Here is a 25,433-nt window from a genome sequence, read left to right as displayed (position 1 = left end):
ACTACTTTTTTGGAGTAGTGTCTTTTTTATGAAAACCCTTTTTAATTTCATAAACTCCCATTACAAATAAGAATATTCCAAATATCCTTCTTAAAAAATCGGAGTTTAAATTGGAAGATATCTTAGATCCGATCACAGCTCCTATTATGCCGAATGATACTATAGGTAGTATAATTTTATATTCTACATTCTTATTCTTTATATGAAAGATGAGTGCAAATATAGTCATTGGAATAGATGCTAATAAGTTAACGCTTTGAGCCATCTTTTGATCTATAGAAGTTAAGAATAATAAAGAAGGTATAAGAATTGTTCCTCCACCTATACCCATACCACCTATAATCCCAGCCAAGAGCCCTATTAATATAAGCATTAAAACACCATCCTTAACGAAGCTATTATCATAAAAAATCCAAATATCAATCTAAGTTTTGGACCGGAAAATTTGTTTAAAAGTCTAGCTCCTATAATTCCTCCAATAGTAGCTCCAATGGCAACCTTATAGGTAACATTTAAATCAAATATTCCATTTTTTATGTATATAAATGAACTTGTAAGTGTAAAAAATATTATTATGCTAAGAGCAGTTGCATGGGATTTATGTTCTTCTATGTCTAGTATATTATTAAGGCTTGGAACTAATATACTTCCACCACCAGATCCAAATATACCATTTACAAATCCTGTTACAAAACCTATTAATATAGTTTTTATATTCATATTTTATCACCAGTATTATTTTTAACATAAACTAGAAAATATATTTATGATATAATTAACTTTATATGAAATAAATTAATAAATTTGACTATACTAAAAAATAGAATATGAAGGAAGGGGTAGTGAAATGTTGACAATGGAAGAAAAGATAGAAAAAACTGTAGATTGGTTAAGAGAACAAGTAAAAACATCTGGAACTAAAGGATTAGTAGTGGGGATTTCTGGAGGAATAGACTCAGCTCTTGTTGCTTGTTTGATTAAGAAGGCGTTTCCTGATAATTCATTAGGAGTTATAATGCCCATAAAAAGCAGTCCAAAGGATAGAGAAGATGCTTTAAAGGTTGTTGAGGCTTGCAAAATAAAATATTTAGATTTAGATTTAACTGAGGTTCAGTCTAAGTTATTTGATATAGTAGTTGATAATATGAAAGAAAAGGATATGTATAATGAAGATAATACTAGAATATCTGATGCTAATTTAAGAGCTAGAATAAGAATGAGTACTCTTTATACAGCAGCTAATAACTTAAACTATATGGTAGTTGGAACTGATAATGCAGCTGAGGTACATACAGGATACTTTACTAAGTATGGAGATGGAGGAGTAGATATACTTCCTATATCCAACTTAACAAAGAGAGAGGTTTATGAGTGGTCAGAAGTTTTAGGTGTTCCAGAATCAGTTTTAAATAGAGCTCCATCTGCAGGTCTTTGGGAAGGACAAACTGATGAAAATGAGATGGGAACAACTTATGATATGATAGATAAGGTAGTTAAGGGAGAAGAAGTTCCTGAAAAAGATAAAGCGATAATAGATAGATTACATAGTAGATCAGAGCATAAAAGAGTTATGCCACCAAAGCCTCCTGTATTCTAATACATTTACTAAAAGGAAAATTTGTGTTAAAATTACAGTGTTTAATGTTGAAATTTAAGGAGTGAGAAATATGGGACGTATAGGAAATATAATTAATAGAAAAGGTAAGCAAGATGCAAAAAGAGCTCAAATATTTACAAAATATGGACGACTTATAACTGTTGCAGCAAGACAAGGTGGAGCAGATCCTGAATATAATGCGGCTTTAAAAACAGCTATAGATAAAGCTAAAGCTAACAATATGCCTAATGATAATATAGATAGAGCTATTAAAAAAGGTGCAGGTGGAGCTGAAGGAGATAACTACGAGGCTGTTGTATACGAAGGATATGGACCAGGTGGAGTTGCAGTTATAGTAGAGGCTTTAACTGATAACAAGAACAGAACGGCTGGAAACATAAGATATTACTTTGATAAAAATGGTGGAAATCTAGGAACTTCAGGATGCGTTGGATTCATGTTTGATAGAAAAGGTCAGATAATGATAGGTAATGAAGGTGTAGATGAAGAAGAATTAATGGATGCAGCTTTAGAAGCTGGTGCTGAAGATTTTATAACTGAAGAAGATGGATTCGAAGTATTAACAGCTCCAGAAGATTTTAGTGCTGTAAGTGATGCATTAAAAGAAAAAGGATATGAGTTTATAGCAGCGGATGTTAAGATGCTTCCTCAAACTACTGCAAAGCTTGATGAGGAAGGCTTAGTTAAGTCTATGAATAAGATGATAGATATGATGGAAGATGATGATGATATTCAAGAAGTATTCCATAACTGGGAAATGGAAGAATAAAGTTGAAATTTTAATAGTTTCACGGATTGGAACATCACCTTTTTATATAGACATATATCAGATATGACTATATAGGAGGGTGATTTTTTTGTTTAATGAAGATTTAGTGAAAGAATTTATATTTGATTTAGAAATAAGAAAAATATTCAACAGAACAATTAAGACCTATAAAAAGAATACTATATTATTTTTTGAATTTTTTAAGCGATGAGTATCAAATAAAAGATATAGACGAAGTTACGAATCAACATATTAAAGGATATTTTTCATTTCTTATGATAAAGAGGACTATTAGAAAGCTATATCAAAAGTATTTTAAAGAATTTAAGAGGATGCTTTAATATGCTATATAGGAAGAGTATATACTAAAAAATCTTTTTGACAAGGCGCCATGACAGAGGCAAAAAAAAGTATTGATTAAGACTTGTTCAGAACTTTATACATTAAACTCAAATAAATAAATTTAGTTTAAGTGCCATAATAAATTACTTATACACGTCTTCATACTTTTTTATAGTACTTTTATTTTTAGTATCTATAGTAATATATTGATAACCTTGCTCTTCTCCTTTAAAAGTTATCGTTCCGACTGTTTTATTCCAATTTATACTATAGTTTATTCCTGGGAGTAAATCTGCTCCATCATTATTAATTTCTGTATCAAGTAGTTTTTGTTTTAATAAATCATTTTTAAATTTATAGTAAATATGTATTTCTTGTGGTCCAAAAAGAAAAGCATCTTCATAATTTATAATGATTTCGCATGATGATTGTACACAAAAAGAACTAGTTAAAAATTTTTCGGAAGAAGATAAAAGTAAAATATATATTACCGATAATAAAGCCAAAATTACAAGAAGTAAGAAACTGAATTTCATGTATTTTTTTATTATAAAGATCACCTCTTAATATTAAAAAATTTACATTCTAATAATTACTATAATATTATAGTATCTAATTAAAAATTGGTGCAGTTATTATCGAGTTTGTTAAATAAAAGATTCCTATTGTAGATATCATAAAAAGATATTTGGAATCACAAGGGATTTATTAGATTTAGGGTTGTTGTAATGAGCATGTTTATTGTAATTTTAAAAATTTTCTTTAGTTATGCTATATGTAATTTTCATATACTTCAACATCTTTCGATTTAATACTTTAATCTAGAGCGTTTTTCATAAATGTCTTTAATCATTATGTTAACCCACATTATTATATATATTATACCATAATGTGGAAATGGTATAGATACTGGTAACTCAATTTATTTGAATATACTATAGTCTATTCAAACAGATAGAGTTACAATGAAAGCATTGATGTTAGTATATACTTGGAATATAAATCCAGGAAGTAATGATGTGAAGAGGAGCAGAGGGATGCCAATTAGAGCATCTTTTTTTTATAATAAGGAAATTATATCAATTTTTAATTGTTCAAATATAGAAATAGGTAAATACTATAGTTAGTGTTGAAATTATTGAGATTGCTTAATTATAGAAAGGAAGTGTATCTAAATGCGTTTTTCAATAATTCATATCATAGTAGGAGCTTTAGTGTCATTATGGTCTATATATACTATTAAAAGAAGGATTTTATATGTTTCAAAAGGTAAAGTTGTTAAAGGGATTGTAAAAGATATCGACTTTAAGGTGAAATCACAACATCATATTGTAGAATTTACAGATATAGAAGATAATTGTAAAAAAAATATTATTGGTAGATTAGATTATGAATGCGACCTTTTTAGATATAATATTGGCGATGAAATTGATTTGATTTACTATAAAAATGGAACAAAAACAAAAATATTAATCAATTCACGGGCTTATCTTTATTATACAGAAATACCTTTTCTAATAGGTGGAATTTTATTTTTTTTATATGGTTTTATTGGATGGGATTAATGATTCTAAATCATATGGATCAAGTGGATGGCGACTATAATATCTTTTTTATGAATAACATTGCCTTATTTATGGTAGTATAAAAATCATATTTGGTTTGAATATGTTGGAGGTGAAAATCTTGTCTATACAAAAATGTTGTAATTGTTCTAAGTCATTAAGTTATAAGGATATTTTTTATTCTATTTGGGGTGGGTACAGGTCAATAGAATGTAATTATTGCAAAACTAAGCACTTTATTATTACATCGAATAAAATAGTATTTGGATTATTTCTATTTCCGTTTTTCTTTTATAAAGGCTCGTACAGAATCCTAGTTATTGTACTTTGGATTTGTTTAATAAGTTTAATATCCCCATTCTTTGTAAAATATAAAATAGACAAGAAGTAATCATATTTAACTAACCATGTCATAGTGGGTATGGTGGTATAGGATAAAATCTCAGAAATCTTTATATCTTAAATATGCTAGACGGTAGTCAGATTTACACTGTAACTGTAAAAAATTGTATTTATAGTTGTTATATTTTTTAAAAAAATAATGTATAATTATTACAATGGAAGAAAAAAGGTAAAAAGAGTAGCTAATATAAAAAAATTAGTAAAAAGGAAGGCGGCGGGGGGTTATTGAGAATAAAGAATAGAGCATACCAAATATTAGTTGTAATAATTGTAATACTGACGATGTTGGCAATGTCTAAATGGGCGAGATTAAATTTGGAAAAGCTCCAAGAATTAGACAAAATTAAAAATGAACAATCTTATTGATTTAAAACAGAAGCATAATGCTTCTGTTTTTTTATTGCCTGAGAGCCTTACAGATCTATTCTCATGTATAACTCTACATAAGGAAAATTTTATTTATATCTAAAGGTCATAGAGATAACTTATAAAAATTGAGAAAAATCATATAATTACAAAATATATAAATTTAAGACTTTCTTTGATAAATTTAGTAACAAATATGTAAAAAATATGTAAAAAATATGTAAAAAATGGTAAAATTGTAAGTGGGTATAAATATAAAATTGAGAAATTACATTTTTATAAGGAGGACAAATACATGGTTAAAAAATTAGAGGAATTATGTACCAAATTATATGAAATAACGAAAATAGAGGATATTGGATATCATCAAATAAGTAATGGAAAATTAAATCCTATTTATAAAATGAATACATCACAATTAAGTGCAGAAAAATGGAAAGAGGTACATTCACAAAAAACAGTATATGTTAAAAATGATCCTGTTTTAACTGAAATAGTAAGTACTAAAAAAGCAATTGTTATGTCGGATATAGATGATGCAGATGAAGTTACAAAAAATACATATTCTTTATTTGGAATAAATAGTATTTTTGTTATTCCATCAATAAAAAATGATGGAGTTGATGGTATTGTAGTTATAGCATCTATAGGTACGCCTCATAATTTTACTGATGAAGAAGTTTCACAATGCATAAAACTAGTTGATAAATATTTATAGTAATTACAAAATTAAATTAAAACAATATACACAATTTTTTAGGGGGTATATATATGAGAATTGCTGATGCTATGATGAAATATCTAGAGTTAAATGAGGTTGAATGTATTTTTGGAATAGCAGCAGGTACTACAAGTTCTATTGTAGATGCTATAATTGATACAAAAATACAACAGATAACAGTTAGACATGAAGGTGCAGCTTCTTACTGTGCAAATGCATATTCGGGAATGAGTAATAAATTAGGGGTATGTATGGTTGGAGGAATAGGAGCAGCTAATGCCCTAACAGGTATATATGCTGCTAAAAGAGATAAAAATCCTGTTTTAATAATTACTGGTGGAGTTCAAAGGGAACAGATGGGTAAAGGTGCAATTCAAGAACTAGATACAGAAACAATGTTTAGTGGTTGTACTAGATACAGTAAGATGGTTCAAAAGGAAGATGTTTTAAGTGAATTAAAAAAAGCTATAGAATTAGCACTTACTCCTCCATTTGCACCTGTACATATTTGTATACCTATGGATTTACAAAAATCAGAATTTACAGGAGAGCTACCATCAAAAGTAGATACAAGGTTTTTAGATATGGATTTATCACAATATAATGATTCTATAATCAAAGCTACTGATATAATAAATAAAGAAGAAAAAGGAATTATAATGGTTGGAAAGGGCGCTAGAGGGTTTTCTAAAGAAATAAAAGAGCTTAGTAAGCGTCTTCAATGGCCTATAATCACTACTCCACAGGCGAAAGGAGTTATACCAACTAATTTTGAGATTAATTTAGGTAATTATGGTTTTCAAAGCACAGATTTAGCATATGATTATGTGAAAAATGGACAAGCAACATGTTTATTAGTATTGGGTTCAAGCTTAGGAGAATCTGCTACTTTAAATTATAATCCTATGTTAGTAAAAAATAGAAAGGTCATTCATATAGATTGGGATTTTAAAGAATTGGGGAAAACATTTGAAACAGATGTGAAAATAAATTCTGATTTAAAAATGGCTTTATCTGATATATTAAAGATGGTTAATAAGAAAGAAGAAAAATTTGAAAGAAAATTACCTTTAAACAAGGTATATGAAAAAAATCATACAGGCTTATCTATTAGAGTATTTTTAGAAGAGATTATTAAAGTATTGCCTAAGGATACACAATATATATGTGATATAGGAGAATTTATGAATTTTGTATTTAAATACTTATCTATAGATGAGGAGTCAGATTTTGATATGAGTTTAAATTATGGAGCAATGGGATCTGGTGTGGGTTCGGCTGTGGGAGTTTCAATGGCAAAACCCAATAAACCAGTAGCTGTTATAGTAGGAGATGGATCATTTCTTATGAATGGAATGGAAATTATAACTGCTAAAGAATATAATAGACCTATAATTTATTTTGTAGTAAATAATGCTATGCTTTCGTATGTAGAGTATGGACACAAATTTATTTATGGAAGAACTTTGCCAGGTTTTAGGCAAGAAAGAATAGAATTAGCACAAATGACAAAAGCTATGGGAATAAATTCTATGAAAATTTCTTCGATAGAAGATGTTGTTAAGGTTAAGGAATTTATAACAGATTTAGATAGACCATATGTTATTGAATTAGTTACAGATGGAAGTGAAAGACCTGCTGTTGCAGACAGATTTAAGGCTCTTGCAAAAATAAATACAATTTAATAATATTAGTAAAACCAAGGGGTGGGTATAGACACTCTTTGGTTTTTTTGATTAAAGTAGAATTTATCCTTAATACCAAAAATGAGAGCCATTTTTAAGTTTGGAGCTAAAAAAGGTAAAGACTACAAATACCTGTAAGATATCTAACTATATCTTAATATTGGTTTAAAAAATCGGACCTATGGAAAAGCTTCCTATATAGAGGAGGCGACCTGAATATGATTAATGATAAAAAATTAAATATATTTATTAAAGGAATGGACTGTGCCATAGAAAGTATACAGACGTGCTTAGATGAATACGATGAGAATCTATCTGTAGAGCAAAAGAGATTATATAAAAGGATGATAGAAGGATATCAAGATACAAAATCCAACGTTGAGTATAAAATAAGTAATATGGATATTATAGGGTATAAAAAAGATAGATAAGATATTTTATCGCGTTAAATTAGATTTATAAACTGTTTGTCGAAATTATTTGGCGAGCAGTTTTTATTTTGAAAATATTTATAAAAAGAATCTTATTAAGGATGGATATTGTTAGAAAATAAGAAATTTTCAAAAAATATGTTGAAAAGTATAGAAAAATCTTAAATAATATTATATAATGTATTAAATTAAAATTTCGCATATAATTTTTGGGAAGAAATTTAATTAAAAAGGAGGTAAAAGTTATGATGGAAAAAAAATATGGTCTTTGGACCACGGTTGCCATGGTTATTGGTATAGTAATAGGGTCAGGAGTATTTTTTAAGGCAGATAACATTCTTATGGCTTCTGGAGGAAGTGTAAAAACAGCTTTAATTGCTTGGTTAGTTGGAGCGATTTCTATGGTTTTCGGAGCTTTAGTTTTTGCAGAGTGTTCGAATAGATTTGAAAGATCCAATGGAATAGTTGACTATGCTGAGAGTATAGTTTCAGAAAGATTTGCTTATTTAATAGGATGGTTTAATGCAATTATTTATTATCCAGCACTGGCTGCGGTACTAGCGTGGGTAGCTGCTAATTATACTGCTATTTTATTTAATCAAGAGGGTAACTTTGTATGGGTTATGTCTGCTATATATATGATAGGAATATATGCTATGAACTATTTATCTCCTATACTATCAGGAAAATTCCAAGTTGCTTCAACAGCAATTAAAGTAGTTCCTTTAATTGTTATAGCAATAGTTGGTATATTTCAAGGAGTTAATAATGGAATTTTAGTTGAGAATTTTGCTACAGCTACGAGTGCAGTAGGTGGATCAAATGGATTTGCAGCGGCTGTTCTTGCAACAGCATTTGCATATGAAGGATGGATTATTGCAACAACGATTAATGGTGAAATAAAGGATTCTAAAAAGACTCTTCCAAAGGCTCTTATATTTGGAAGTTTAGCTATAGTAGTTATATATATTTCATATTTCCTTGGTATAGTTGGAATTATTCCATCTGAGACTATTTTGGAACAAGGAGACAATGCTGTTAATCTTGCTGCTAGTGTTATATTTGGAAGTTTAGGAGCATCTGTTCTTACTACATTCATAATAGTATCTTGTTTAGGTACTCTTAATGGACTTATACTTGGGGGATCACGTGCTTTTTATTCATTAGCTATTCGTGGACAAGGTATAAAGCCGAAGATTTTTTCTAAAGTAGATAGTAAAACTAATATGCCTACTAATTCTGCTATGGCAAGTTTTGGATTAATTTGTGTATATTTAATAGTTTGGTATATGAATTTTGCAGGATTATTTCCTGGTGGAATGTTTATAGATGTTTCAGAATTACCGATAGCTTTAATCTATGCATTTTATATTGTTATTTATATTGCATTTATGATTAAGATGGATGACTTATCAACTATTAAAAGAATTGTTATTCCTATGCTTGCACTTATGGGTGCTGCAATAGTTGTATACGGTGGACTTTCTAAGGCTTCTGTAAAAGTTGATTTAGGTATTTCTGTTGTTGTATTCCTTTCAGGTTTATTATTTTACAGAAAAGAAGCAAATTAAAGATAATATAAAGTTAAACTTAATAAAATTAGTGATGCTAAAGACGATGATTTCTGTATCGAACAGGAATCATCTTTTTTTGATTATAGCTAGTAAAATGGAAATCAAAGAATAATTGTAAAAAAATGAAAAATATTATACAATGTCTAGTAATATTATAAATGAACGTAATAAAAAAAGGTATAAAAGTATTCCAATAAAAAATAAATATGAAGAAGATGTTATAAAAGTTTTAGATGAATTGATAAGTGTGAAAGATACAGATAATATTATTAAGAATTAAGTACAGAAACTATATTTAAAAGGGAGAGTTTTTATGGAACTAAATAAAAGAGAATTAGATTTAATATCGCTTAGTTTGTTTAGATTAACAATAGAAAAGAAAGCATTGTTAGGTGATAGAAATGATAAAGATATGATTGAAATGATAGAAGAATTAGAAAAATTAAGTTCTAAAATTGATACTAAAAGACTATTGAAATAAAAATTATTAAAAACATAATATTCAAAAATTTGCTAATTAATTCTAAATTTTGTATAATGATACAAAATGTATAAAAAGGGGGATTGGTTAGTGTGAAAAAAACATGTATATTAATCTTGTTATTATTAATAATATCTTCTCCATTAAATATTAATGCTCAGGAAAAGAGGGTAAGTGTAGAAATTCCAAAGTTTGATGTTACTATTAATGGAGTTAAGGTTGACAATGTACATAGTAAGTATCCTTTTATAGTTTATAACTATGTAACTTATGTTCCTATGACATGGGATTGTAGCAAGGCTTTAGGCTTACAAACATCATGGAGTGAAACAGAAGGTATAAAGATTTTAAAGACTAATGAAACTGACGAAATAAAAATGGATACAACAGGAAATAATTTGTTAGATGCAAAATACCTTGCTATAATACCTGAATTTAATATAGAGGTTAATGGTAAAAAAATAGATAATTCAAAGGAAGAATATCCTATACTTAATTTTAGGTATGTAACATATTTTCCTCTAACTTGGAGATTTGTTGTGGATGAATTTGGATTAAAATCTGATTGGGATGAGCAAAAGGGTCTTAGCATAAGTAATGATGTAAGTGCAATAGAGTTTAATGATAAAGGTTTGGAAAAAGGTGTAAGGGAAAATATAAATAAGGCTACAGGGGATATATTTGAAAGTGATGTTAGAAATATTAAAGAGCTTACATTAAGTGATTATGATATTAAAGATTTAAGTGGATTATCTAAATTTGCGAATTTAGAAAAGCTTTATTTGGATAATAATTATATAGAAAATATAGATGAAATTAAATCTCTTACTTCTTTGAAGGTCTTGTATCTTCAAAGAAACAAGATAGAGGATATAAAACCGTTAAAAAATCTTATTAATCTAGAGGAGTTGTCCTTGAATGGAAATAAGATTGAAAAAATAGGCTCTTTATCAGGTTTGACTAATCTTAAAAAGCTGTATTTAGCTGAGAATGATATAAGTGATGTAGATTCTTTAAAATCATTAGTTAATTTAAATGAGTTATATCTTCAAAGAAATAGTATACAAAATATATATAGTTTGAGTAATTTAATTAACTTACAGGAACTTTCTTTAAATGGGAATGAAGTTAGTGACATTAAGCCATTAGCTAATCTTACTAACTTGAAAGGCCTATATATAGTTGAAAATAAAATAGAAGATATAGAGTGTTTGAAAGGATTAAAAAATATTAAAAGTTTGTATATGAAGTATGGAAATGATATAAAGGATTATGATCCTGTTAAAACTTACTATGAAAATATAGAGAGTAAAGACTTTGATTTAGAATAAAATAAAAATTAATTGAAAATAATATAGATAATAAAAAAGTCTTTCTTTAAATATTTTTTCTTTAAATGTAGACTTTTTTGAAACTTATAACGAAAATTATACTTATTCATAATTTGAAGATGAATAATTTGAAGATGATTATAATTTACTGTTCGTTATAAAAAATGAGAGTTTAAGAGTAAACTCTCATTTTTTGATTGGAGGATAAGGTATGAATATTATATCTGTGTGGAGTGAAGTTCTTAGAAATAGTAATAACTTAAAAGAAAATATAAAAAATATAGATATCAAACAAGAAAATTTAGATGATCTAATAAAATATAGCGAAGCGTATTTTGATAATGCTAAAAATTTCAAAAGGTTAATATCTGACAAAAATCATAGTACCACGTATAGAATATATAACGCATATTTAGAAGCTAATATAGGTATTGTAGGTAATGAACTTATGAATCTTAAAGAAAAAAATATAGATGCGTATAATATTTTGATTAACAGTATAGAGGATATTGATATAAAAGAATTAGTATATTACAAAGAAAAACTTATAGAGGATTATACACCTTATGATATTCATGTACTAAGTGGTAAAGAGGATGAAGAGTATAATGGGTGGTACTAAGTTTTTAAATCATTTCAAATGTAGCATTTACTTGAGCAGAAACTTCTATAAGTCCACTTTGAATAGGCGGCGCACCATTTGTAGCCGCATAAGTTTTAGGATATACTTGAGCTTGACCAAATGATGTTTCTTTTATGCTTGAAGGTATATTGTTAACTTTTGTATTTAATGAATTTGCTATATTATTAGCTTTTTTTACAGAGTCTTTAACTGCTAAATCCAAAGCCTTATCATAATAGTATTTTTCATTAGATAGGCCAAATGTTACTCCTCCCTCTATATTTGCACCATTTCTAATTGCTACGTCATAAACTTCTCCTACTTGATCTATATCTTTGACGGTTACTTGAAGTACATGTCTTACCTCATAATTTCTAAATTTTTGTTTTCCATTTATATAGTCGTAGTTGGTTCTTACTGAATAATTTATAGTTTGAATGTCCTCGTCTTCTATTCCTATGTCGTTTAAACCTTTGATTACGTTGTTTGATAGCTTACTATTCTCAGCTTGTGCTTTTTCAAGGTCTTTATCTTGAGTTACAACTCCTACTGTTACTGTTGCCATATCTGGTGGTACTTGTATAGATCCTGTTCCTACAACTGATATTGTTCCGTCGTTATTAGGTTTTTTATCGTCATTTCTATTCATTGTAGGTCTTTTTGTGTATGAAGGTACATACGGAATCATTGTAATCCCCCTCTAAAAAAATTTGTAATGAATACTATTATTATATGAATAATTATTAAGTATTGTGAATGAGTTTTTTGTATTAATTGTACTAATTGGAATTTATATTCATGTTATATCTTGTGATTTTGTTATAGAATAGATGTATTACATAAAGAAATGAAACTTTTTTGATTAAAAGCCGTCTAATAAGTACAAGGGGCTTTTAAGTTTAAGGAGGGTAGGCTTTGGATTTAAATGAAAATAAATTAATTAAAAAATGTATTGAGGGGGATATTGATGCGTTTGAAATACTTATAGATAAATATAAGCAGACTGCATACAATATAGCCTTGGGAATCGTAAAAAACCCTGATGATGCTATGGATATGTCTCAAGAAGCCTTGATTAAGGTATACAGGTATATTAAGAATTTTAATCAGAAATCTTCTTTTTCAACTTGGCTGTATAGGATAGTAATGAATACATGTCTTGATTATATTAAGAAGAATGAAAAAAATAAAATTGTACCAATAAATGAAGAGATTATAAATAATGAAGATAGCTGTATGGGAAGTAATCCAGAACAAATATTAGATAAAAAAATAGAGACTCAACAAATACGGGATGCAATAGATAAATTATCACCTATTCAAAAAAATGCAATTATATTAAGAGATATACAAGGTTTTAGTTATGAAGAAATAGCTAATATAACAGAGTGTTCACTTGGAACTGTTAAATCAAGGATTAAGCGAGGTCGGGAAAATCTAAAAATGATATTAAAAGAAAGTATGAAGGAAGAAAATGTTATATAAAGGAAAGGAGATATAATATGAACTGTGATAAATTTAGAGAAAATATTTCTTATTACATAGATGATATTTTAGATGATAATGATAAGCGTGAATTTGAAGATCATATGAAAAGTTGTGAACAGTGCAGATGTGAGTATGAGCAAATGCTTATTTTGATAGATAGTTTAAATAGTGTTGAGCAGGTTCCTCTGCCTGATAATTACGATGAAACATTAAGAAAAAAATTAAACAATGAAAAAGTTAAAGCGAAGAAAAAATGGAGTAAATATATGTATATTGCTGCATCTTTGGCTATAGTACTTTTTAGTTCACAAAATATTGATAAGTTGAAAACTTTAGATGTTCAAGAAAATCCTAACATAGAGGTTAGCGAATATTCTAATCAAGAAGACGTACAGCAAAATACTATTCAAAATAACGATAAAGTAAATACTGAAGGGGATAATAGTACTGAGGAAATGAAAAGAGTAGCTGCAGTATCTGATAAAACTAATATAAGTGTACCTGATAAAAAAGAAGTTGCATCCACTTATAATATGAAACCTATTAATGATGATGAACCATCTGTTGATGAACCTTCTGTTCAGAATATAGAAACTGTTCAAAAAGAACAAGATGATAATAATATAATGAATATACAAATGTCTTCGGATGAACCTTTAAAACAAAAAACTAGAAGTATAAATCAATTCAATTCACTTAATGAACATCAGAAGAATGTTAAGGTAGGAGATAATTTTGATATTATACTTGAAAATCCAAAGGGAACTAGTTATTCTATGGTATGTAATGATGAAGATAGTTTGATAGAGTTTATGTCACAGAGTGTTTCTGAAAATGAAGAAGTATATTCGTATACATGGAAGTTTAAAGCGATTAAAGAAGGTAAGATTAAGATAAGTTATATACTACATGATAAGACTGATAAAAATAAGGTTTATAATAAGGTTGTATATGAGATAAATATACAGAAATAAACGAATTTATACTATAGCTTTGATTTGATAATTATTAAATAGAATGGGCTGTCTCAAAATAGAACGTAATTTCTAGATCGAGACAGCTTCTTTTTTATTTTGTAATAAATATTAATTTGATTATTTATGCATTAATTGGTAATTAAAAAAAGAATATGTTATCATAATGCTGTGTGGATGAAAATGGAAAATAAAAACAAGGGAGGGATTTAGGTGAAAAACAAAAAAGCATTTTTAATATTCTTTATATTTACTTTTGTATTAATTAGTTTTGCAAATTCATATGCTGATTCTAATATTTCAAAAGATGAGGCAAAACAAATAGCAGTTAAATTTATTAAAGAAAATTTTAATATTCAAATTGATGATGAAAAATTTGAAACTAAAATCAGAACTATTGATAACAAATATAATGAAAAATCAATGTGGGATATTAATTGGTATAGTGAAAAAGATATAGATATTGATGTCAGGGTAGATGCAAATAGTGGAAAAGTAATATGGGTTGATAAATATAATCACAGTGATAAATCAGCTCGTATAGCAAAAATTACAAAAAAAGAAGCAAAAAAAATAGCAGAAGATTTTTTAAAAAAAATAAATCCAAATGAATTTAAAGAAATAAGGTTTTTAGATACTTATGAATATGACTATAAAGACCCTGTAAGAAACTATGATTTTACATATTTAAGAAGAATAAATGGAATAGATTATATTAATAATGAAATAAGTGTAGAAGTAGATGGAACAACAGGAAATATTAATTCATATAGAAAAGATTGGGAAGAAAATTTAAATTTACCAGAGTATAAAGATATAATAGAAAGCAATAAAGCAAAAGAAATATTAAAAAAAGATACTAATATGACTATTGTGTATACATCTTTTGATAGATTTGATAAGGAAAATGTAATGATTTTATATAAACCTAATTACGACAGACCTAGTAATTTAAGAGCGAGAATGGTTGATGCAAAAAAAGGAATAGCTATTGATTATAATGGAAATGAAAAAATAGAAAACTTAAAAACAAAGGATATAATTAAAAAAGAAAAAGAAAAAATATTAAATAGTTCTAAAAATATAGGAAAACTCAGCAAAGAAATAAACAAAAATGAAGCAGAAATTGCAATAAAGCAAAAGCTAAAAGAATCATTAAATAAAGATTTTGAGTTGGAATCTTTAATGTATATAGAAGATGAAAATAATTATAGAACAAATGGAAAAAAAGCATGGCAGGCTCATTTTAGTAAAAATGATTCTGATGAAACTTATGGTGAAGGTAAAATAATAATGGATGCTCTTACTAAAGAGGTTATATATTTGGATTTATATCATTTTGAAGAAGGTAGAAATATTAATCCAAAATTAACTTGGGAAGAAGGGTATGATAAAGCAGTAGATATAATAAAGAATTATTATCCTAATAAAATAATGGATATAGATACAAAACAAAGCTATGTAGAAACTTATTTTTATGATGAAAATAAAGCATATCCTTTAGAATATGAATATAAATTTTACAGATTAGTAAATGGAATAAAATATGAAGATAATAGTATATGTGTTAATATAAATGCTAAAACTGGAGAAATAAATGGTATAGAATATAATTGGAATGAAGATATTAATTTTTCAAGTAATGAAAAATTAATAGATAAAGATAAAGCTAAGGACATATATTTTGATAATCATAATATTAAACTTAAGTATGAAAGAATTAGGTATGATAAAAAGATAGGAGATAAAGGAGAAGTCACTTTATTATATGATTTAGAACCTTTAAAAGGAAAATATGATTTTTATAGTTTAGATGCAGTTAGTGGGAAATTTATAGATTATGATGGAAATGAAATAATTAAAGAAGAGAATAATTACAAGGATAAAATAAAAGGACATTGGGCAGAGAAAGAACTTAGTATACTTAATGATAGTGGTATAATAGACCTTAAGGATTTTGAAGACAATAAAGAAATTACAAAAATGGATGCAGTAAAAATGCTTGTAAATTCAAGAGGATATTATCCAAATTATTCAGATGAAAATATTGAACTTAAATTTAAAGATATATCAAAGGAAAGTGAGGACTATTATTATATACAATTAGCTGTAGAATATAATTTAATAGAAAACAAAGAAGAAAACTTTAATCTAAATAGTAAATTAACTAGAGAAGAAATGACTAAAATGATTGTAAAGCTTATAGATAAAGATAAAATGGCAAATATGAAAGGTATATATTCACTTGGATTCAAAGATGAACAAAATATAGAAGAAGATTATAAAGGATATGTAGCTGCGTGCAAAGGTCTTGGAATAATTACGGGAAATGATGGGAACTTTAGACCAAAAGATAATGCAACTATGATTGAAATGGCTATATCTATTTATAAGGCTCTTTCAAATACAAATATAAGATAAGTTTTTAGTCTCAATATTGTTATTAAGCAATATTGGCGGCTTTTATTTTTTATATATTAACCTGAAAAAACATCTAAATTTCAATAGATATCTATTGAAATTTAGATGTTTTTAAAATTATTTTTTAATTTGCTTATCTATTAATCCAGTGGCGTGACCCATAGGACATACTTGACACCAACTTCTTGGTTTAAATACTACACCCATTATAATACCAACTGCAAGAGAAGCCATCATAAATCTAAAAATTGAAAAACCTATTTTTCTTATATCGGGACCTGCATGTATTAAAGATATAGTAAGCATTATAAACATTAAGCTAAGTAATATATTTTTTACAGTTTTACTTTTAAAAGATTTAGGTAAATTGTTTTTAAGACTTATATTATTTAAAAATTTACCTAATAATGATCCTCGAGGACAGTAGTGAGAACAATGAACTTTACCTCTTCCTTTAATAGCATGGTACATTGGGACTGTCATGCAGATAAATCCTAAAATTCCAAATCTAATATCCAAAATTGATAATGTAATAAATAAAATCATAAAAATCCATGACCAATTCATATGTGATTTTTTATTTCTATTATTATTTTTTTTCATTATAAAACCTCCTTAAAATTCAATCATCATTATATCTATATATTACGATATATAAATGGAAGTGTCAACGATTATTTTCGAATATTTATATATTACGATTGAAAGATATAATTCTTTTGATATCTCATATAAGATAAAATAAATCACCCATTATAAATCATAACTATATACTATATATGAGCAACTTAATTTAAGTAATTAAGTATAAGAGGTGATGTAATGGAGTATATACAATCTAAAAAGTATGATTTTGAAGATGTAAATGGAATGACTTTGAAACAATTAAATCAACACTATAAGCTTTATGAGGGGTATGTTAATAAAGTTAATGAAATATGGACTATATTAAATGAGAACAAATTATATGAAAATCCTAATCCTACATTAAGTGATACGAGAAGTTTGATGCTGGGCCAAAGCTATGCTGTTGATGGAGTTAAGCTTCATGAATTGTATTTTTCTAATTTAGGCGGTGGAAATAATATGCCTTATGGAGATATACTTAATGAAATACAAAAAAAATATGGATCATATGAGTTTTTTAAAGAAAGATTTAAAAATATAGGGTTGTCTATGAGAGGGTGGGTAGTTTTATCTATTGATCCTTTAGATAATAACCTTCATATATATGGCCTTGATGCACATGATGTAGGGACTGTTCTAATGTCGTATCCACTTTTGGTTATGGATGTATATGAACATGCGTATATGATTGATTTTGGGATAGATAGAAAAAAATATATAGATGTTTTTATTGAAAATATAAATTGGGATATAGTAAATGAGAGATTGAGTAATTATAAAAAAACTAATAGAGATTTCCCTAGAAAATATAGATGTATTTCAGATAAAATTAATATAAAAAAAACGTATGGTTGGGCTAATTATTGCAAAGACTAAAAAAACTATGATTTCTAATCATAGTTTTTTTAGTCTTTGTTTTATGTTAACATAGAAAATAACGTATTCTTACAAAAAATAAATAATTTAGAAAAAATAAGCTAAAGAGGAGAAGGTAACATGGATGAGAAACAAAAATTTATGGGAAGCTATCCTATAAATAAACTTTTATTAAAATTTTCTATACCGGCTATAATAGGTATGCTTGTTATGGCCTTATATAATATAGCGGATGGTATATTTATAGGTAAGGGAGTAGGAGCTTTAGCTTTAGGTGGAGTTACTATTGCTATGCCTATTATGTTGGTTATGATGGCGATAGCTTTAATGGTTGGAGTTGGAGCAGCATCAGCTATTTCAAGAAAAATAGGAGAAGGAAATATAGAAAGTGCAGAAAAAGTGCTTGGAGAGGCTGTATCTCTTAATTTAATAGTAAACTTTCTATTTACTATTATTCTATTTGCCTTTATGGATCAAATACTTATAATATGTGGTGCTACACCAAGTATATTACCTTATGCTAAGGAATATATGAATGTAATAGCATTTGGGATATTGATTAATAGTTTTGCTATGTCTACAAATCATCCTATAAGAGCTGAAGGAAATGCTAAAGTAGCTATGATAACTATGGTTATTGGAGCTATTGTAAATATAGTACTTGATTATATATTTATATTTATATTTAGAATGGGAGTTACTGGAGCAGCTCTTGCTACTATAATAGCTCAGTCATGTAGTGCTATTTGGATTCTTATGTATTATTTGAAAGGTAATAGTATACTGAAAATAAGAAAGTCTAATATGAAGTTCACAATAGAGAACGTAAGAGAAATTGTAACTGTTGGGATGGCTACATTCTTTAGACAAATATCAGGAAGTTTATTGATGATTATAGTAAATAAGACATTAGTGGCTTATGGAAATGATTATTATGTTGTTGCACTTGGCATAATAAATAGAGTAATGATGTTTATGTTCATGCCTATGTATGGTATAGTTCAGGGATTTCAGCCTATAGCAGGGTTTAATTATGGGGCTAAAAAAATTAAGAGGGTTCAAGAAAGTCTAAAATATGCAAATGTATATGCAACAATATTAAGTGTTATTGGATTTTTAATAGCACTGATATTTCCAACTCAAGTTATGAAGATATTTACGAATGATCAAACTACTATAGATATAGGTGTAGAGGCGCTTTCTATGATGATTTGGGGTCTTCCTGTTGTTGGAATTCAGACTATAGGAGCTAGTTTATTTCAAGCTATAGGTAAGGGAACTGAGTCGGTTATTCTTACTATGTCAAGACAAATACTTCTTTTAATACCCTTAGTTATTATACTTCCTAATTTTATGGGAGTTCATGGTGTTTTTTACTCATATCCTATATCTGATATAGGTTCATTTTTAATTACATTGGTATTAGTGGCAAAAGAAAATATAGCTTTAAAAAACTATAGAATACAAGAAGAATTTTAATATATGCATAAATGTAACTTATGTTACATAAAAAAAGATTTAAAAAAACTATAATATGGGTATAATAAAAAATATAGTTTATATGCATAAATAGAGGTGAGAATAATGGGAGCACATTTTGGGAATTTACAAAAGATAAAAGATGGAAAGAGGACGTTTTCTATAACACCTCATATACCTGGTGGTTTTATAACTGCAGATACAATGATAAAAATAGCAGATACTGCTAAGAAATATAAGGGAATACTTAAGATAACATCTGGTCAGAGAATAATGATAACTAATTTAAAAGAAGAAGATCTAATCAGTATATGGAAAGATTTAGACATGGATCCAGCTGTTAAGAATCAGTATTCAATAAAAAATGTAGAGATGTGTCCAGCTGGTTTTTGTAAAAGATCTAAAGAAAACACTATAAGAATAGGTATGAAGATAAGTAAAAACTTTCATGGAAAGGAAATGCCAAATAGAACTAAAATAGGCGTTGCAGGATGCAGAAATGCATGTACAAGCGTATATGCAAAAGATTTAGGTGTAATAGCTACTAAAGAAGGATTTATTATATCAGCAGGTGGAAGTGCTGGATTTCATCAGAGAATGTCAGATATAATAGCTGAGAAGTTAAGTGAAGAAGATGCATATAGATTAGTAGAGATTATACTTGACTATTACAATGATAATGCTTTGATGGGTGAAAAGTTAGGATTTTTTATAGATAGAATAGGTATAGAAAAATTTAAAAAGGATGTAGTTGAAAAATTATAAATATATGGTAATATTATAATTAGATAAAATGTAATATTAGTAAGTAGACAAAATTAAGGAGGTAATTTATTATGAAAATAACTAAAGATATGTTAATAGGAGAGCTTTTAAGAATAAACCCTAATGCAGCACCTATACTTATGGGATTTGGAATGGGATGCATAGGATGCCCATCTGCTCAAATGGAAAGTTTAGAAGAAGCTGCTGCTGTTCATGGTATAAATGTAGATGAATTAATTAAAAAGTTAAATGAAGGATTAGAATAAATATTAATTTTTGGATAAAAATTGTATAAATTAATATCTAATGGATAAAATAACCTCTAAAAGGAGGTTATTTTTATGTTTGAGAAAAAAAGATCTTCTAAAATTCCTATTTTGCTTATTGCTATATTAACCCTTGTAGGAGGGTTTTATATGGGAAAAATGCTTGAAGAAGAAGATAGAAATACACCTGTTACTAAAACTGTACAGGCTGAAGAAGAAAAGAAAGTTGAAATTGAAGCTGTCAACAAAAAAGACGAGATTTTAGTAGACAAAGATGCTGTTCTTAAAATAACTACTAAGTATGATAAGTGTGAACACGTAGAAACCACAGAAAATCCTGTTTCAAAAGACATTATTGGATTAAGTGAGAAAGAATTTAAAGAATATATGAAGAAAAATTATTCTAAATTTAGATTGCTAAGCTTTAAATCTAAGGAAATTAATTTGTTAAAGGAAATAGATAGTTATTGCGATAAGCATTATGAAATAGGTGAGGATAATGGATATATCATCATATACAAATACGATGAAAAAGGAAATAAAAATGTAGTAGAAAAAACAGAATTTTCAATAACGGCACTTCCTTCTATAGATCAAGAACAGATAAAATCAGGTCTTATATTAAATTCTCTAGAGGAACTAAATGAAAGACTTGAGGATTTTGGAAGTTAAAATAAAACCTATGATATTCACTATTGGATATCATAGGTTTTATTATTTTCAAAAGTATTATATAATTATGTAGAATATATGTTTGGGAGATGAAGATATGATTGTACTGGGAATTGATCCGGGGATTGCTATACTTGGATATGGTATTATAGAATATAGAGGAAATAATTTTAAGGTTATAGATTACGGATCTATACAGACATCTTCTAAGTTAGATGTGTTTAAAAGACTTGAAAAGATATATGCAGGGCTAGATTTACTTATTAAAAAATACAATGTAGATGAAATTGGAATAGAGGAGTTGTTTTTTAATAAAAATGTAAAAACAGCTATAACGGTAGCACAGGCTAGAGGGGTTGCTATGCTTGCTTGTGCTCATAATAATAAAAAAACATATGAATACACTCCTTTGCAGGTAAAACAAGGAGTAGTAGGTTATGGAAGAGCACAAAAGGCTCAAGTCCAAAGTATGGTTAAGTCTCTTCTTAATTTGAGAGAAGTTCCAAAGCCCGATGATGTGGCAGATGCGCTTGCTGTTGCTATATGTCATTGCCATTCCAACAGACTTGAAAAAATAATAGAACGATAGGGAGGATATTATGTATCAGTATATAAAAGGTATTGTGGAAGAGGTTAATATTGATTTTATAGTTGTAGAGTGCAATGGAATTGGTTATAGAATAAATACATCTCAAAACACTATATATCAGGTTAAAAAAGGTGATGAAATAAAGATATACACAAAGCTTATAGTTAGAGAAGATGATATGAGTATATGTGGTTTTAAAACTCAGGAAGAACTTAAAATGTTTGAACTTTTAAATTCTGTTTCAAAAATAGGTCCTAAGGTAGCTCTGTCAATATTATCATTTGCAGAACCTAGAAGATTAGGAGCTTTTATATTGAGTGAAGATATAGCGTCTTTATCTAAGGCACCTGGGGTTGGAAAGAAAACGGCTGAGAGAATGATACTTGAACTTAAAGATAAGATAGACAAGCATAATGTTGATTTTGAACAAACATTATTGACTTCATCTAACAAAAATGTACTTGAAATGGATGAAGCTGTACAAGCATTAGTTGCACTTGGATATTCTTTAGCTGAGGCGAAAGATGCCGCTAATAAGTGTAAAAAAGAATGTTGTGATACTGAAGGGCTTATCAAGAAGTGTCTTATGTATCTGATGAAGTAAAAATTCGCTTTATGCTAACGCATAGCTCATATCGCCAACGAGTCCTACGGGCTCCGTTGCTTAAAATAGTTGATACTGTAGTTGTTTATGCAATGTCATTCATAGAGCGAAAATTATATGATTTCCCATAGAATAAAGAAGGAGGGATTAGATGTTTAGCGAAGAGGATAGAATTATAACTTCTGGTATGAAAAGCGAAGATGTTGATATAGAGAGTAGTTTAAGACCTAAAAGTCTTGATGATTATCTAGGACAAGAAAAGACTAAGGAAAAGCTTAAGATATTTATAGAGGCAGCTAAGAATAGAGGGGAACAGTTGGATCATGTTTTATTATATGGACCACCAGGGCTTGGTAAGACGACTCTTTCTACTATAATATCTAATGAGATGGGAGTTAATATAAGAATAACCTCAGGTCCTGCTATTGAGAGAGCTGGAGATTTGGCAGCTATACTTACTAATTTAAATGAAAATGATGTTTTGTTCATAGATGAAATACATAGAATAAATAGAAGTGTTGAGGAAGTATTGTATCCTGCAATGGAAGATTTTTGTCTTGATATAATTATTGGAAAAGGTCCATCTGCAAGGTCTATAAGACTTGATCTTACAAAATTCACATTGATAGGAGCTACTACAAGAGCTGGGATGCTTACATCTCCTTTAAGAGATAGGTTTGGAGTTATATGTAAGCTTGATTTATATAATGTAGATGAGCTTGCTAGTATAGTTAAAAGGTCAGCAGGTATACTGGGGTGTGATATAGATGAGAGAGCTGCTATTGAAATTGGGAAAAGATCAAGAGGAACACCTAGAATCGCAAATAGGTTGTTAAAGAGGGTTAGAGATTACGCACAAGTTAAAGGAAATGGTATGATAACTGAGGAAATAACAAATCTTGCTCTTGAGATGTTAGAGATTGATTCTTTAGGCCTTGATTATGTAGATAAAAAACTTATGATGGATATAATTCAAAAATTTTCAGGAGGACCTGTAGGTCTTGATACTCTTGCAGCATCAATAGGCGAGGATAGAAATACTATAGAAGATGTTTATGAACCTTACTTAATACAATTAGGATTCATAGATAGAAAGCCTAGAGGTAGGGTTGCAACTGTTAATGCTTATAAGCATTTTAATATTCCTTATGAAAAGTAATTATTAAATTTATATATTATGGGGGGCTATAATGTGGAAATATAGGTCTAAATTTGTTAATATAGTTATTGTGTGTTTTATATTTAATTTATTTGTAATAGATTCTTTTGCAAGTGTTAATGTGCCTGAATATTTAAAAATAGGACTGGAGTACGGTAGTTCTGCATTACCAAAGGTTGATTTAAGCTCTGATGATGGGTTTGATATTGGAGTTTTAGAAGATGGCAGCATAGAAAAATTTATTGAGATTAATGAGAATAGATTGACGGCAAAAAATGAAGAGTCTATATATTATATAAAAATAGAACAAGATTATGATGATATACAAGATGCTTTAAATATTAAACAGAATTTATCAGATGAAAATATAGATTCTTTTGTATTCTACGATGGAAACTTTAAAGTATATATAGGTAGTTATTTAGATCAGGACGATGCACAAAATTATAAAGATGAAATATCAGATGATTTATCGGATTTTAATCTTGAGGTTGTTAGTTCAGATTATAACTTTGTTCAAATTATGGACGGAGATGATATAATTTTTATGTATGACTCCAATGAAGATGTATGTATATCTTCTAAAGATGGAATAATGGGTATTAAGGGTAAGAAATATAGAGGCAGTGTTTTATTTAAGAGAAGTAACAATAATAATATGACTGTTATAAATAGAGTCGGCCTTGATGAATACTTATACGGCGTAGTACCAAGAGAAATGTCTGGTGGATGGCCTATAGAAGCTCTTAAAGCTCAATCTATAGCTGCAAGGAATTATGCTATAATGAATATGGGGAAATATAAAAAATATGGTTTTGATTTGACTGATGATACATTTTCTCAGGTATATGGTGGGTATGGTTCAGAACATCCAAATAGTAATAGGGCAGTAGATGGAACTAGAGGACAGATAATGGTGTATAATGGCAAAATTGTAGATGCGCTATATCATTCTAACAGTGGTGGTAAAACAGAAGATTCTGAAAACGTATGGTCTAATAAGGTACCTTACTTAAGAGGGGTTGAGGATAGTTATTCATTAGGATACCCTAATGATAATTGGACTGTCAGTATGACTAAAGAGGATATTAAAAATAAATTATCAAAAAACAAGGTAGATATAGGTACGATTACTGATGTGAAAATAGAAGAATTATCTGAAAATGATAGGGTTATAAAAATTAAATTTATAGGAACAGATGGAGAAAAAGAGTATACTAAAGATTCTACAAGAACTATTCTAGGTCTTAAAAGTAATTATTATGATATAGTAAAGGCTCAAGGCTCGGGTGGATCTGAGATATTTTATATTTATTCGACTGATGGGAATGATGAAAGAAGTGATTTAAGCAATGTATATGCCATTACTAGTGATGGAATTAAAGATATAAGTAGTAATACTAATATTTATTTAATAGGCAATAATGAAACTACGCAATTAAATTTAGGTGGTGCTATTTCAGATAAGTATGCAATTAATGGACATGGGTGGGGCCATGGGCTTGGAATGAGTCAATATGGAGCCAAAGAAATGGCAAAACAAGGATTTTCATATGAAGATATATTAAAGCATTATTATAAAGGAATAGAAATACAAAAGTAGAAA

General features: G+C 28.1%; 30 protein-coding genes. 25 read left to right on the top strand and 5 right to left on the bottom strand.

Translation table 11 applies throughout. The features are described 5' to 3' along the window. Position 1: 1 nt before the first annotated feature. On the bottom strand, positions 2–373 hold the full coding sequence (locus P4S50_RS12975; protein WP_277731219.1) for a sulfite exporter TauE/SafE family protein: 372 nt from the start codon (positions 371–373) through the stop codon (positions 2–4). Then, the gene (locus tag P4S50_RS12970; protein WP_277731218.1) at positions 373–720 is read right to left on the bottom strand and encodes a TSUP family transporter; all 348 of its coding nucleotides are present in this window, start codon (positions 718–720) and stop codon (positions 373–375) included. The genes P4S50_RS12975 and P4S50_RS12970 overlap by 1 nt, the downstream gene beginning before the upstream one ends. 127 nt (positions 721–847) lie before the next feature. On the opposite strand from P4S50_RS12970, the gene nadE reads away from it, so the two are divergent. Together nadE and P4S50_RS12960 are read left to right on the top strand one after the other, a co-directional pair. Then, on the top strand, positions 848–1,597 hold the full coding sequence (gene nadE, locus P4S50_RS12965) for an NAD(+) synthase (RefSeq protein WP_277731217.1): 750 nt from the start codon (positions 848–850) through the stop codon (positions 1,595–1,597). A gap of 70 nt (positions 1,598–1,667) precedes the next feature. Continuing rightward, on the top strand, positions 1,668–2,387 hold the full coding sequence (locus tag P4S50_RS12960) for a YebC/PmpR family DNA-binding transcriptional regulator (RefSeq protein WP_277731216.1): 720 nt from the start codon (positions 1,668–1,670) through the stop codon (positions 2,385–2,387). 485 nt (positions 2,388–2,872) lie between these two features. Here P4S50_RS12960 and P4S50_RS12955 read toward each other — a convergent pair whose 3' ends face one another. Beyond that, positions 2,873–3,265, bottom strand: coding sequence for a hypothetical protein (locus P4S50_RS12955; protein ID WP_277731215.1), 393 nt, complete (start codon positions 3,263–3,265; stop codon positions 2,873–2,875). A 639-nt stretch (positions 3,266–3,904) separates the two neighbouring features. On the opposite strand from P4S50_RS12955, the gene P4S50_RS12950 reads away from it, so the two are divergent. The 11 genes from P4S50_RS12950 (at position 3,905) to P4S50_RS12905 (ending at position 11,907) form a co-directional block, all read left to right on the top strand. Beyond that, a complete protein-coding gene (locus tag P4S50_RS12950) occupies positions 3,905–4,294 on the top strand; it encodes a hypothetical protein (RefSeq protein WP_277731214.1) in 390 nt (129 codons plus the stop codon). Positions 4,295–4,397: 103 nt separating this feature from the next. Next, entirely contained in the window at positions 4,398–4,685 is a 288-nt protein-coding gene (locus tag P4S50_RS20285; protein WP_416390126.1) for a TIGR04104 family putative zinc finger protein, read from the top strand. Between the two features lie 236 nt (positions 4,686–4,921). Next, positions 4,922–5,062 carry a hypothetical protein gene (locus P4S50_RS12945; protein ID WP_277731213.1) on the top strand — a complete coding sequence of 47 codons (141 nt, stop codon included), beginning with the start codon at positions 4,922–4,924 and terminating at the stop codon, positions 5,060–5,062. Positions 5,063–5,357: 295 nt separating this feature from the next. Beyond that, entirely contained in the window at positions 5,358–5,780 is a 423-nt protein-coding gene (locus P4S50_RS12940) for a GAF domain-containing protein (RefSeq protein WP_277731212.1), read from the top strand. Between the two features lie 53 nt (positions 5,781–5,833). Continuing rightward, positions 5,834–7,468 carry a thiamine pyrophosphate-binding protein gene (locus P4S50_RS12935; protein WP_277731211.1) on the top strand — a complete coding sequence of 545 codons (1,635 nt, stop codon included), beginning with the start codon at positions 5,834–5,836 and terminating at the stop codon, positions 7,466–7,468. Positions 7,469–7,686: 218 nt separating this feature from the next. Beyond that, positions 7,687–7,899, top strand: a complete 213-nt coding sequence (locus P4S50_RS12930; RefSeq protein ID WP_277731210.1) for a hypothetical protein — start codon at positions 7,687–7,689, stop codon at positions 7,897–7,899. 245 nt (positions 7,900–8,144) lie between these two features. After that, positions 8,145–9,470 (top strand): APC family permease, encoded by a 1,326-nt coding sequence (locus P4S50_RS12925; RefSeq protein WP_277731209.1) that lies wholly within the window; start codon positions 8,145–8,147, stop codon positions 9,468–9,470. A gap of 142 nt (positions 9,471–9,612) precedes the next feature. Next, positions 9,613–9,753 carry a hypothetical protein gene (locus tag P4S50_RS12920; protein ID WP_277731208.1) on the top strand — a complete coding sequence of 47 codons (141 nt, stop codon included), beginning with the start codon at positions 9,613–9,615 and terminating at the stop codon, positions 9,751–9,753. 33 nt (positions 9,754–9,786) lie between these two features. Further along, positions 9,787–9,954, top strand: a complete 168-nt coding sequence (locus P4S50_RS12915; RefSeq protein ID WP_277731207.1) for a hypothetical protein — start codon at positions 9,787–9,789, stop codon at positions 9,952–9,954. Between the two features lie 92 nt (positions 9,955–10,046). After that, positions 10,047–11,285: a leucine-rich repeat domain-containing protein gene (locus P4S50_RS12910; protein WP_277731206.1), complete on the top strand. Its 1,239-nt coding sequence runs from the start codon at positions 10,047–10,049 to the stop codon at positions 11,283–11,285. 211 nt (positions 11,286–11,496) lie between these two features. Beyond that, on the top strand, positions 11,497–11,907 hold the full coding sequence (locus P4S50_RS12905; RefSeq protein ID WP_277731205.1) for a hypothetical protein: 411 nt from the start codon (positions 11,497–11,499) through the stop codon (positions 11,905–11,907). A 4-nt stretch (positions 11,908–11,911) separates the two neighbouring features. Here the strand turns inward: P4S50_RS12905 and P4S50_RS12900 are convergent, their stop codons facing one another. After that, positions 11,912–12,595, bottom strand: a complete 684-nt coding sequence (locus tag P4S50_RS12900) for an SIMPL domain-containing protein (protein ID WP_277731204.1) — start codon at positions 12,593–12,595, stop codon at positions 11,912–11,914. Positions 12,596–12,822: 227 nt separating this feature from the next. Here P4S50_RS12900 and P4S50_RS12895 point away from each other — a divergent pair, with 227 nt between their 5' ends. From P4S50_RS12895 to P4S50_RS12885, 3 genes are all read left to right on the top strand, one after another. Continuing rightward, complete coding sequence (locus tag P4S50_RS12895) at positions 12,823–13,392, top strand: RNA polymerase sigma factor (RefSeq protein WP_277731203.1); 570 nt, start codon at positions 12,823–12,825, stop codon at positions 13,390–13,392. 17 nt (positions 13,393–13,409) lie between these two features. Further along, complete coding sequence (locus tag P4S50_RS12890; RefSeq protein ID WP_277731202.1) at positions 13,410–14,369, top strand: zf-HC2 domain-containing protein; 960 nt, start codon at positions 13,410–13,412, stop codon at positions 14,367–14,369. Between the two features lie 213 nt (positions 14,370–14,582). Further along, the gene (locus P4S50_RS12885; protein WP_277731201.1) at positions 14,583–16,790 is read left to right on the top strand and encodes a YcdB/YcdC domain-containing protein; all 2,208 of its coding nucleotides are present in this window, start codon (positions 14,583–14,585) and stop codon (positions 16,788–16,790) included. Between the two features lie 117 nt (positions 16,791–16,907). Here the strand turns inward: P4S50_RS12885 and P4S50_RS12880 are convergent, their stop codons facing one another. Beyond that, on the bottom strand, positions 16,908–17,393 hold the full coding sequence (locus P4S50_RS12880; protein WP_277731200.1) for a 4Fe-4S binding protein: 486 nt from the start codon (positions 17,391–17,393) through the stop codon (positions 16,908–16,910). A 219-nt stretch (positions 17,394–17,612) separates the two neighbouring features. On the opposite strand from P4S50_RS12880, the gene P4S50_RS12875 reads away from it, so the two are divergent. The 9 genes from P4S50_RS12875 to P4S50_RS12835 all read left to right on the top strand — a co-directional run bounded on the left by P4S50_RS12875 (position 17,613) and on the right by P4S50_RS12835 (position 25,430). Further along, positions 17,613–18,293 carry a superoxide dismutase gene (locus tag P4S50_RS12875; protein ID WP_277731199.1) on the top strand — a complete coding sequence of 227 codons (681 nt, stop codon included), beginning with the start codon at positions 17,613–17,615 and terminating at the stop codon, positions 18,291–18,293. A gap of 120 nt (positions 18,294–18,413) precedes the next feature. Next, positions 18,414–19,772 carry an MATE family efflux transporter gene (locus P4S50_RS12870; protein WP_277731198.1) on the top strand — a complete coding sequence of 453 codons (1,359 nt, stop codon included), beginning with the start codon at positions 18,414–18,416 and terminating at the stop codon, positions 19,770–19,772. A gap of 105 nt (positions 19,773–19,877) precedes the next feature. Next, on the top strand, positions 19,878–20,537 hold the full coding sequence (locus P4S50_RS12865; RefSeq protein WP_277731197.1) for a nitrite/sulfite reductase domain-containing protein: 660 nt from the start codon (positions 19,878–19,880) through the stop codon (positions 20,535–20,537). A gap of 71 nt (positions 20,538–20,608) precedes the next feature. Continuing rightward, on the top strand, positions 20,609–20,803 hold the full coding sequence (locus P4S50_RS12860; RefSeq protein WP_277731196.1) for a DUF1858 domain-containing protein: 195 nt from the start codon (positions 20,609–20,611) through the stop codon (positions 20,801–20,803). 75 nt (positions 20,804–20,878) lie between these two features. Then, positions 20,879–21,475 (top strand): BAR domain-containing protein, encoded by a 597-nt coding sequence (locus P4S50_RS12855; protein WP_277731195.1) that lies wholly within the window; start codon positions 20,879–20,881, stop codon positions 21,473–21,475. A gap of 97 nt (positions 21,476–21,572) precedes the next feature. Beyond that, the gene (ruvC, locus tag P4S50_RS12850; protein WP_277731194.1) at positions 21,573–22,064 is read left to right on the top strand and encodes a crossover junction endodeoxyribonuclease RuvC; all 492 of its coding nucleotides are present in this window, start codon (positions 21,573–21,575) and stop codon (positions 22,062–22,064) included. A gap of 10 nt (positions 22,065–22,074) precedes the next feature. Next, on the top strand, positions 22,075–22,668 hold the full coding sequence (gene ruvA, locus P4S50_RS12845; protein ID WP_277731193.1) for a Holliday junction branch migration protein RuvA: 594 nt from the start codon (positions 22,075–22,077) through the stop codon (positions 22,666–22,668). A 151-nt stretch (positions 22,669–22,819) separates the two neighbouring features. Further along, positions 22,820–23,827, top strand: a complete 1,008-nt coding sequence (gene ruvB, locus P4S50_RS12840) for a Holliday junction branch migration DNA helicase RuvB (RefSeq protein ID WP_277731192.1) — start codon at positions 22,820–22,822, stop codon at positions 23,825–23,827. A gap of 31 nt (positions 23,828–23,858) precedes the next feature. Further along, the gene (locus P4S50_RS12835) at positions 23,859–25,430 is read left to right on the top strand and encodes a SpoIID/LytB domain-containing protein (RefSeq protein ID WP_277731191.1); all 1,572 of its coding nucleotides are present in this window, start codon (positions 23,859–23,861) and stop codon (positions 25,428–25,430) included. The last annotated feature ends 3 nt before the right edge of the window (positions 25,431–25,433 follow it).

Source organism: Tepidibacter hydrothermalis (assembly GCF_029542625.1).
Lineage (GTDB): Bacteria > Bacillota > Clostridia > Peptostreptococcales > Peptostreptococcaceae > Tepidibacter_A > Tepidibacter_A hydrothermalis.
The sequence above is the reverse complement of the archived record's forward strand: the minus strand, read 5'-3'. Positions and strand labels throughout refer to the sequence as shown.

Bases quoted from the DNA above. Each gene is read 5' to 3' on its own strand.
- ruvC (WP_277731194.1), top strand. From the start codon at position 21,573: ATGATTGTACTGGGAATTGATCCGGGGATTGCTATACTTGGATATGGT.
- nadE (WP_277731217.1), top strand. From the start codon at position 848: ATGTTGACAATGGAAGAAAAGATAGAAAAAACTGTAGATTGGTTAAGA.
- ruvA (WP_277731193.1), top strand. From the start codon at position 22,075: ATGTATCAGTATATAAAAGGTATTGTGGAAGAGGTTAATATTGATTTT.
- P4S50_RS12855 (WP_277731195.1), top strand. From the start codon at position 20,879: ATGTTTGAGAAAAAAAGATCTTCTAAAATTCCTATTTTGCTTATTGCT.
- P4S50_RS12955 (WP_277731215.1), bottom strand. From the start codon at position 3,265: ATGAAATTCAGTTTCTTACTTCTTGTAATTTTGGCTTTATTATCGGTA.
- P4S50_RS12925 (WP_277731209.1), top strand. From the start codon at position 8,145: ATGATGGAAAAAAAATATGGTCTTTGGACCACGGTTGCCATGGTTATT.
- P4S50_RS12900 (WP_277731204.1), bottom strand. From the start codon at position 12,595: ATGATTCCGTATGTACCTTCATACACAAAAAGACCTACAATGAATAGA.
- P4S50_RS12930 (WP_277731210.1), top strand. From the start codon at position 7,687: ATGATTAATGATAAAAAATTAAATATATTTATTAAAGGAATGGACTGT.
- ruvB (WP_277731192.1), top strand. From the start codon at position 22,820: ATGTTTAGCGAAGAGGATAGAATTATAACTTCTGGTATGAAAAGCGAA.
- P4S50_RS12940 (WP_277731212.1), top strand. From the start codon at position 5,358: ATGGTTAAAAAATTAGAGGAATTATGTACCAAATTATATGAAATAACG.
- P4S50_RS12880 (WP_277731200.1), bottom strand. From the start codon at position 17,393: ATGAAAAAAAATAATAATAGAAATAAAAAATCACATATGAATTGGTCA.
- P4S50_RS12935 (WP_277731211.1), top strand. From the start codon at position 5,834: ATGAGAATTGCTGATGCTATGATGAAATATCTAGAGTTAAATGAGGTT.
- P4S50_RS12915 (WP_277731207.1), top strand. From the start codon at position 9,787: ATGGAACTAAATAAAAGAGAATTAGATTTAATATCGCTTAGTTTGTTT.
- P4S50_RS12950 (WP_277731214.1), top strand. From the start codon at position 3,905: ATGCGTTTTTCAATAATTCATATCATAGTAGGAGCTTTAGTGTCATTA.
- P4S50_RS12960 (WP_277731216.1), top strand. From the start codon at position 1,668: ATGGGACGTATAGGAAATATAATTAATAGAAAAGGTAAGCAAGATGCA.
- P4S50_RS12970 (WP_277731218.1), bottom strand. From the start codon at position 720: ATGAATATAAAAACTATATTAATAGGTTTTGTAACAGGATTTGTAAAT.
- P4S50_RS12920 (WP_277731208.1), top strand. From the start codon at position 9,613: ATGTCTAGTAATATTATAAATGAACGTAATAAAAAAAGGTATAAAAGT.
- P4S50_RS12905 (WP_277731205.1), top strand. From the start codon at position 11,497: ATGAATATTATATCTGTGTGGAGTGAAGTTCTTAGAAATAGTAATAAC.
- P4S50_RS12975 (WP_277731219.1), bottom strand. From the start codon at position 373: ATGCTTATATTAATAGGGCTCTTGGCTGGGATTATAGGTGGTATGGGT.
- P4S50_RS12875 (WP_277731199.1), top strand. From the start codon at position 17,613: ATGGAGTATATACAATCTAAAAAGTATGATTTTGAAGATGTAAATGGA.
- P4S50_RS12870 (WP_277731198.1), top strand. From the start codon at position 18,414: ATGGATGAGAAACAAAAATTTATGGGAAGCTATCCTATAAATAAACTT.
- P4S50_RS12890 (WP_277731202.1), top strand. From the start codon at position 13,410: ATGAACTGTGATAAATTTAGAGAAAATATTTCTTATTACATAGATGAT.
- P4S50_RS12835 (WP_277731191.1), top strand. From the start codon at position 23,859: ATGTGGAAATATAGGTCTAAATTTGTTAATATAGTTATTGTGTGTTTT.
- P4S50_RS20285 (WP_416390126.1), top strand. From the start codon at position 4,398: ATGTTGGAGGTGAAAATCTTGTCTATACAAAAATGTTGTAATTGTTCT.
- P4S50_RS12860 (WP_277731196.1), top strand. From the start codon at position 20,609: ATGAAAATAACTAAAGATATGTTAATAGGAGAGCTTTTAAGAATAAAC.
- P4S50_RS12865 (WP_277731197.1), top strand. From the start codon at position 19,878: ATGGGAGCACATTTTGGGAATTTACAAAAGATAAAAGATGGAAAGAGG.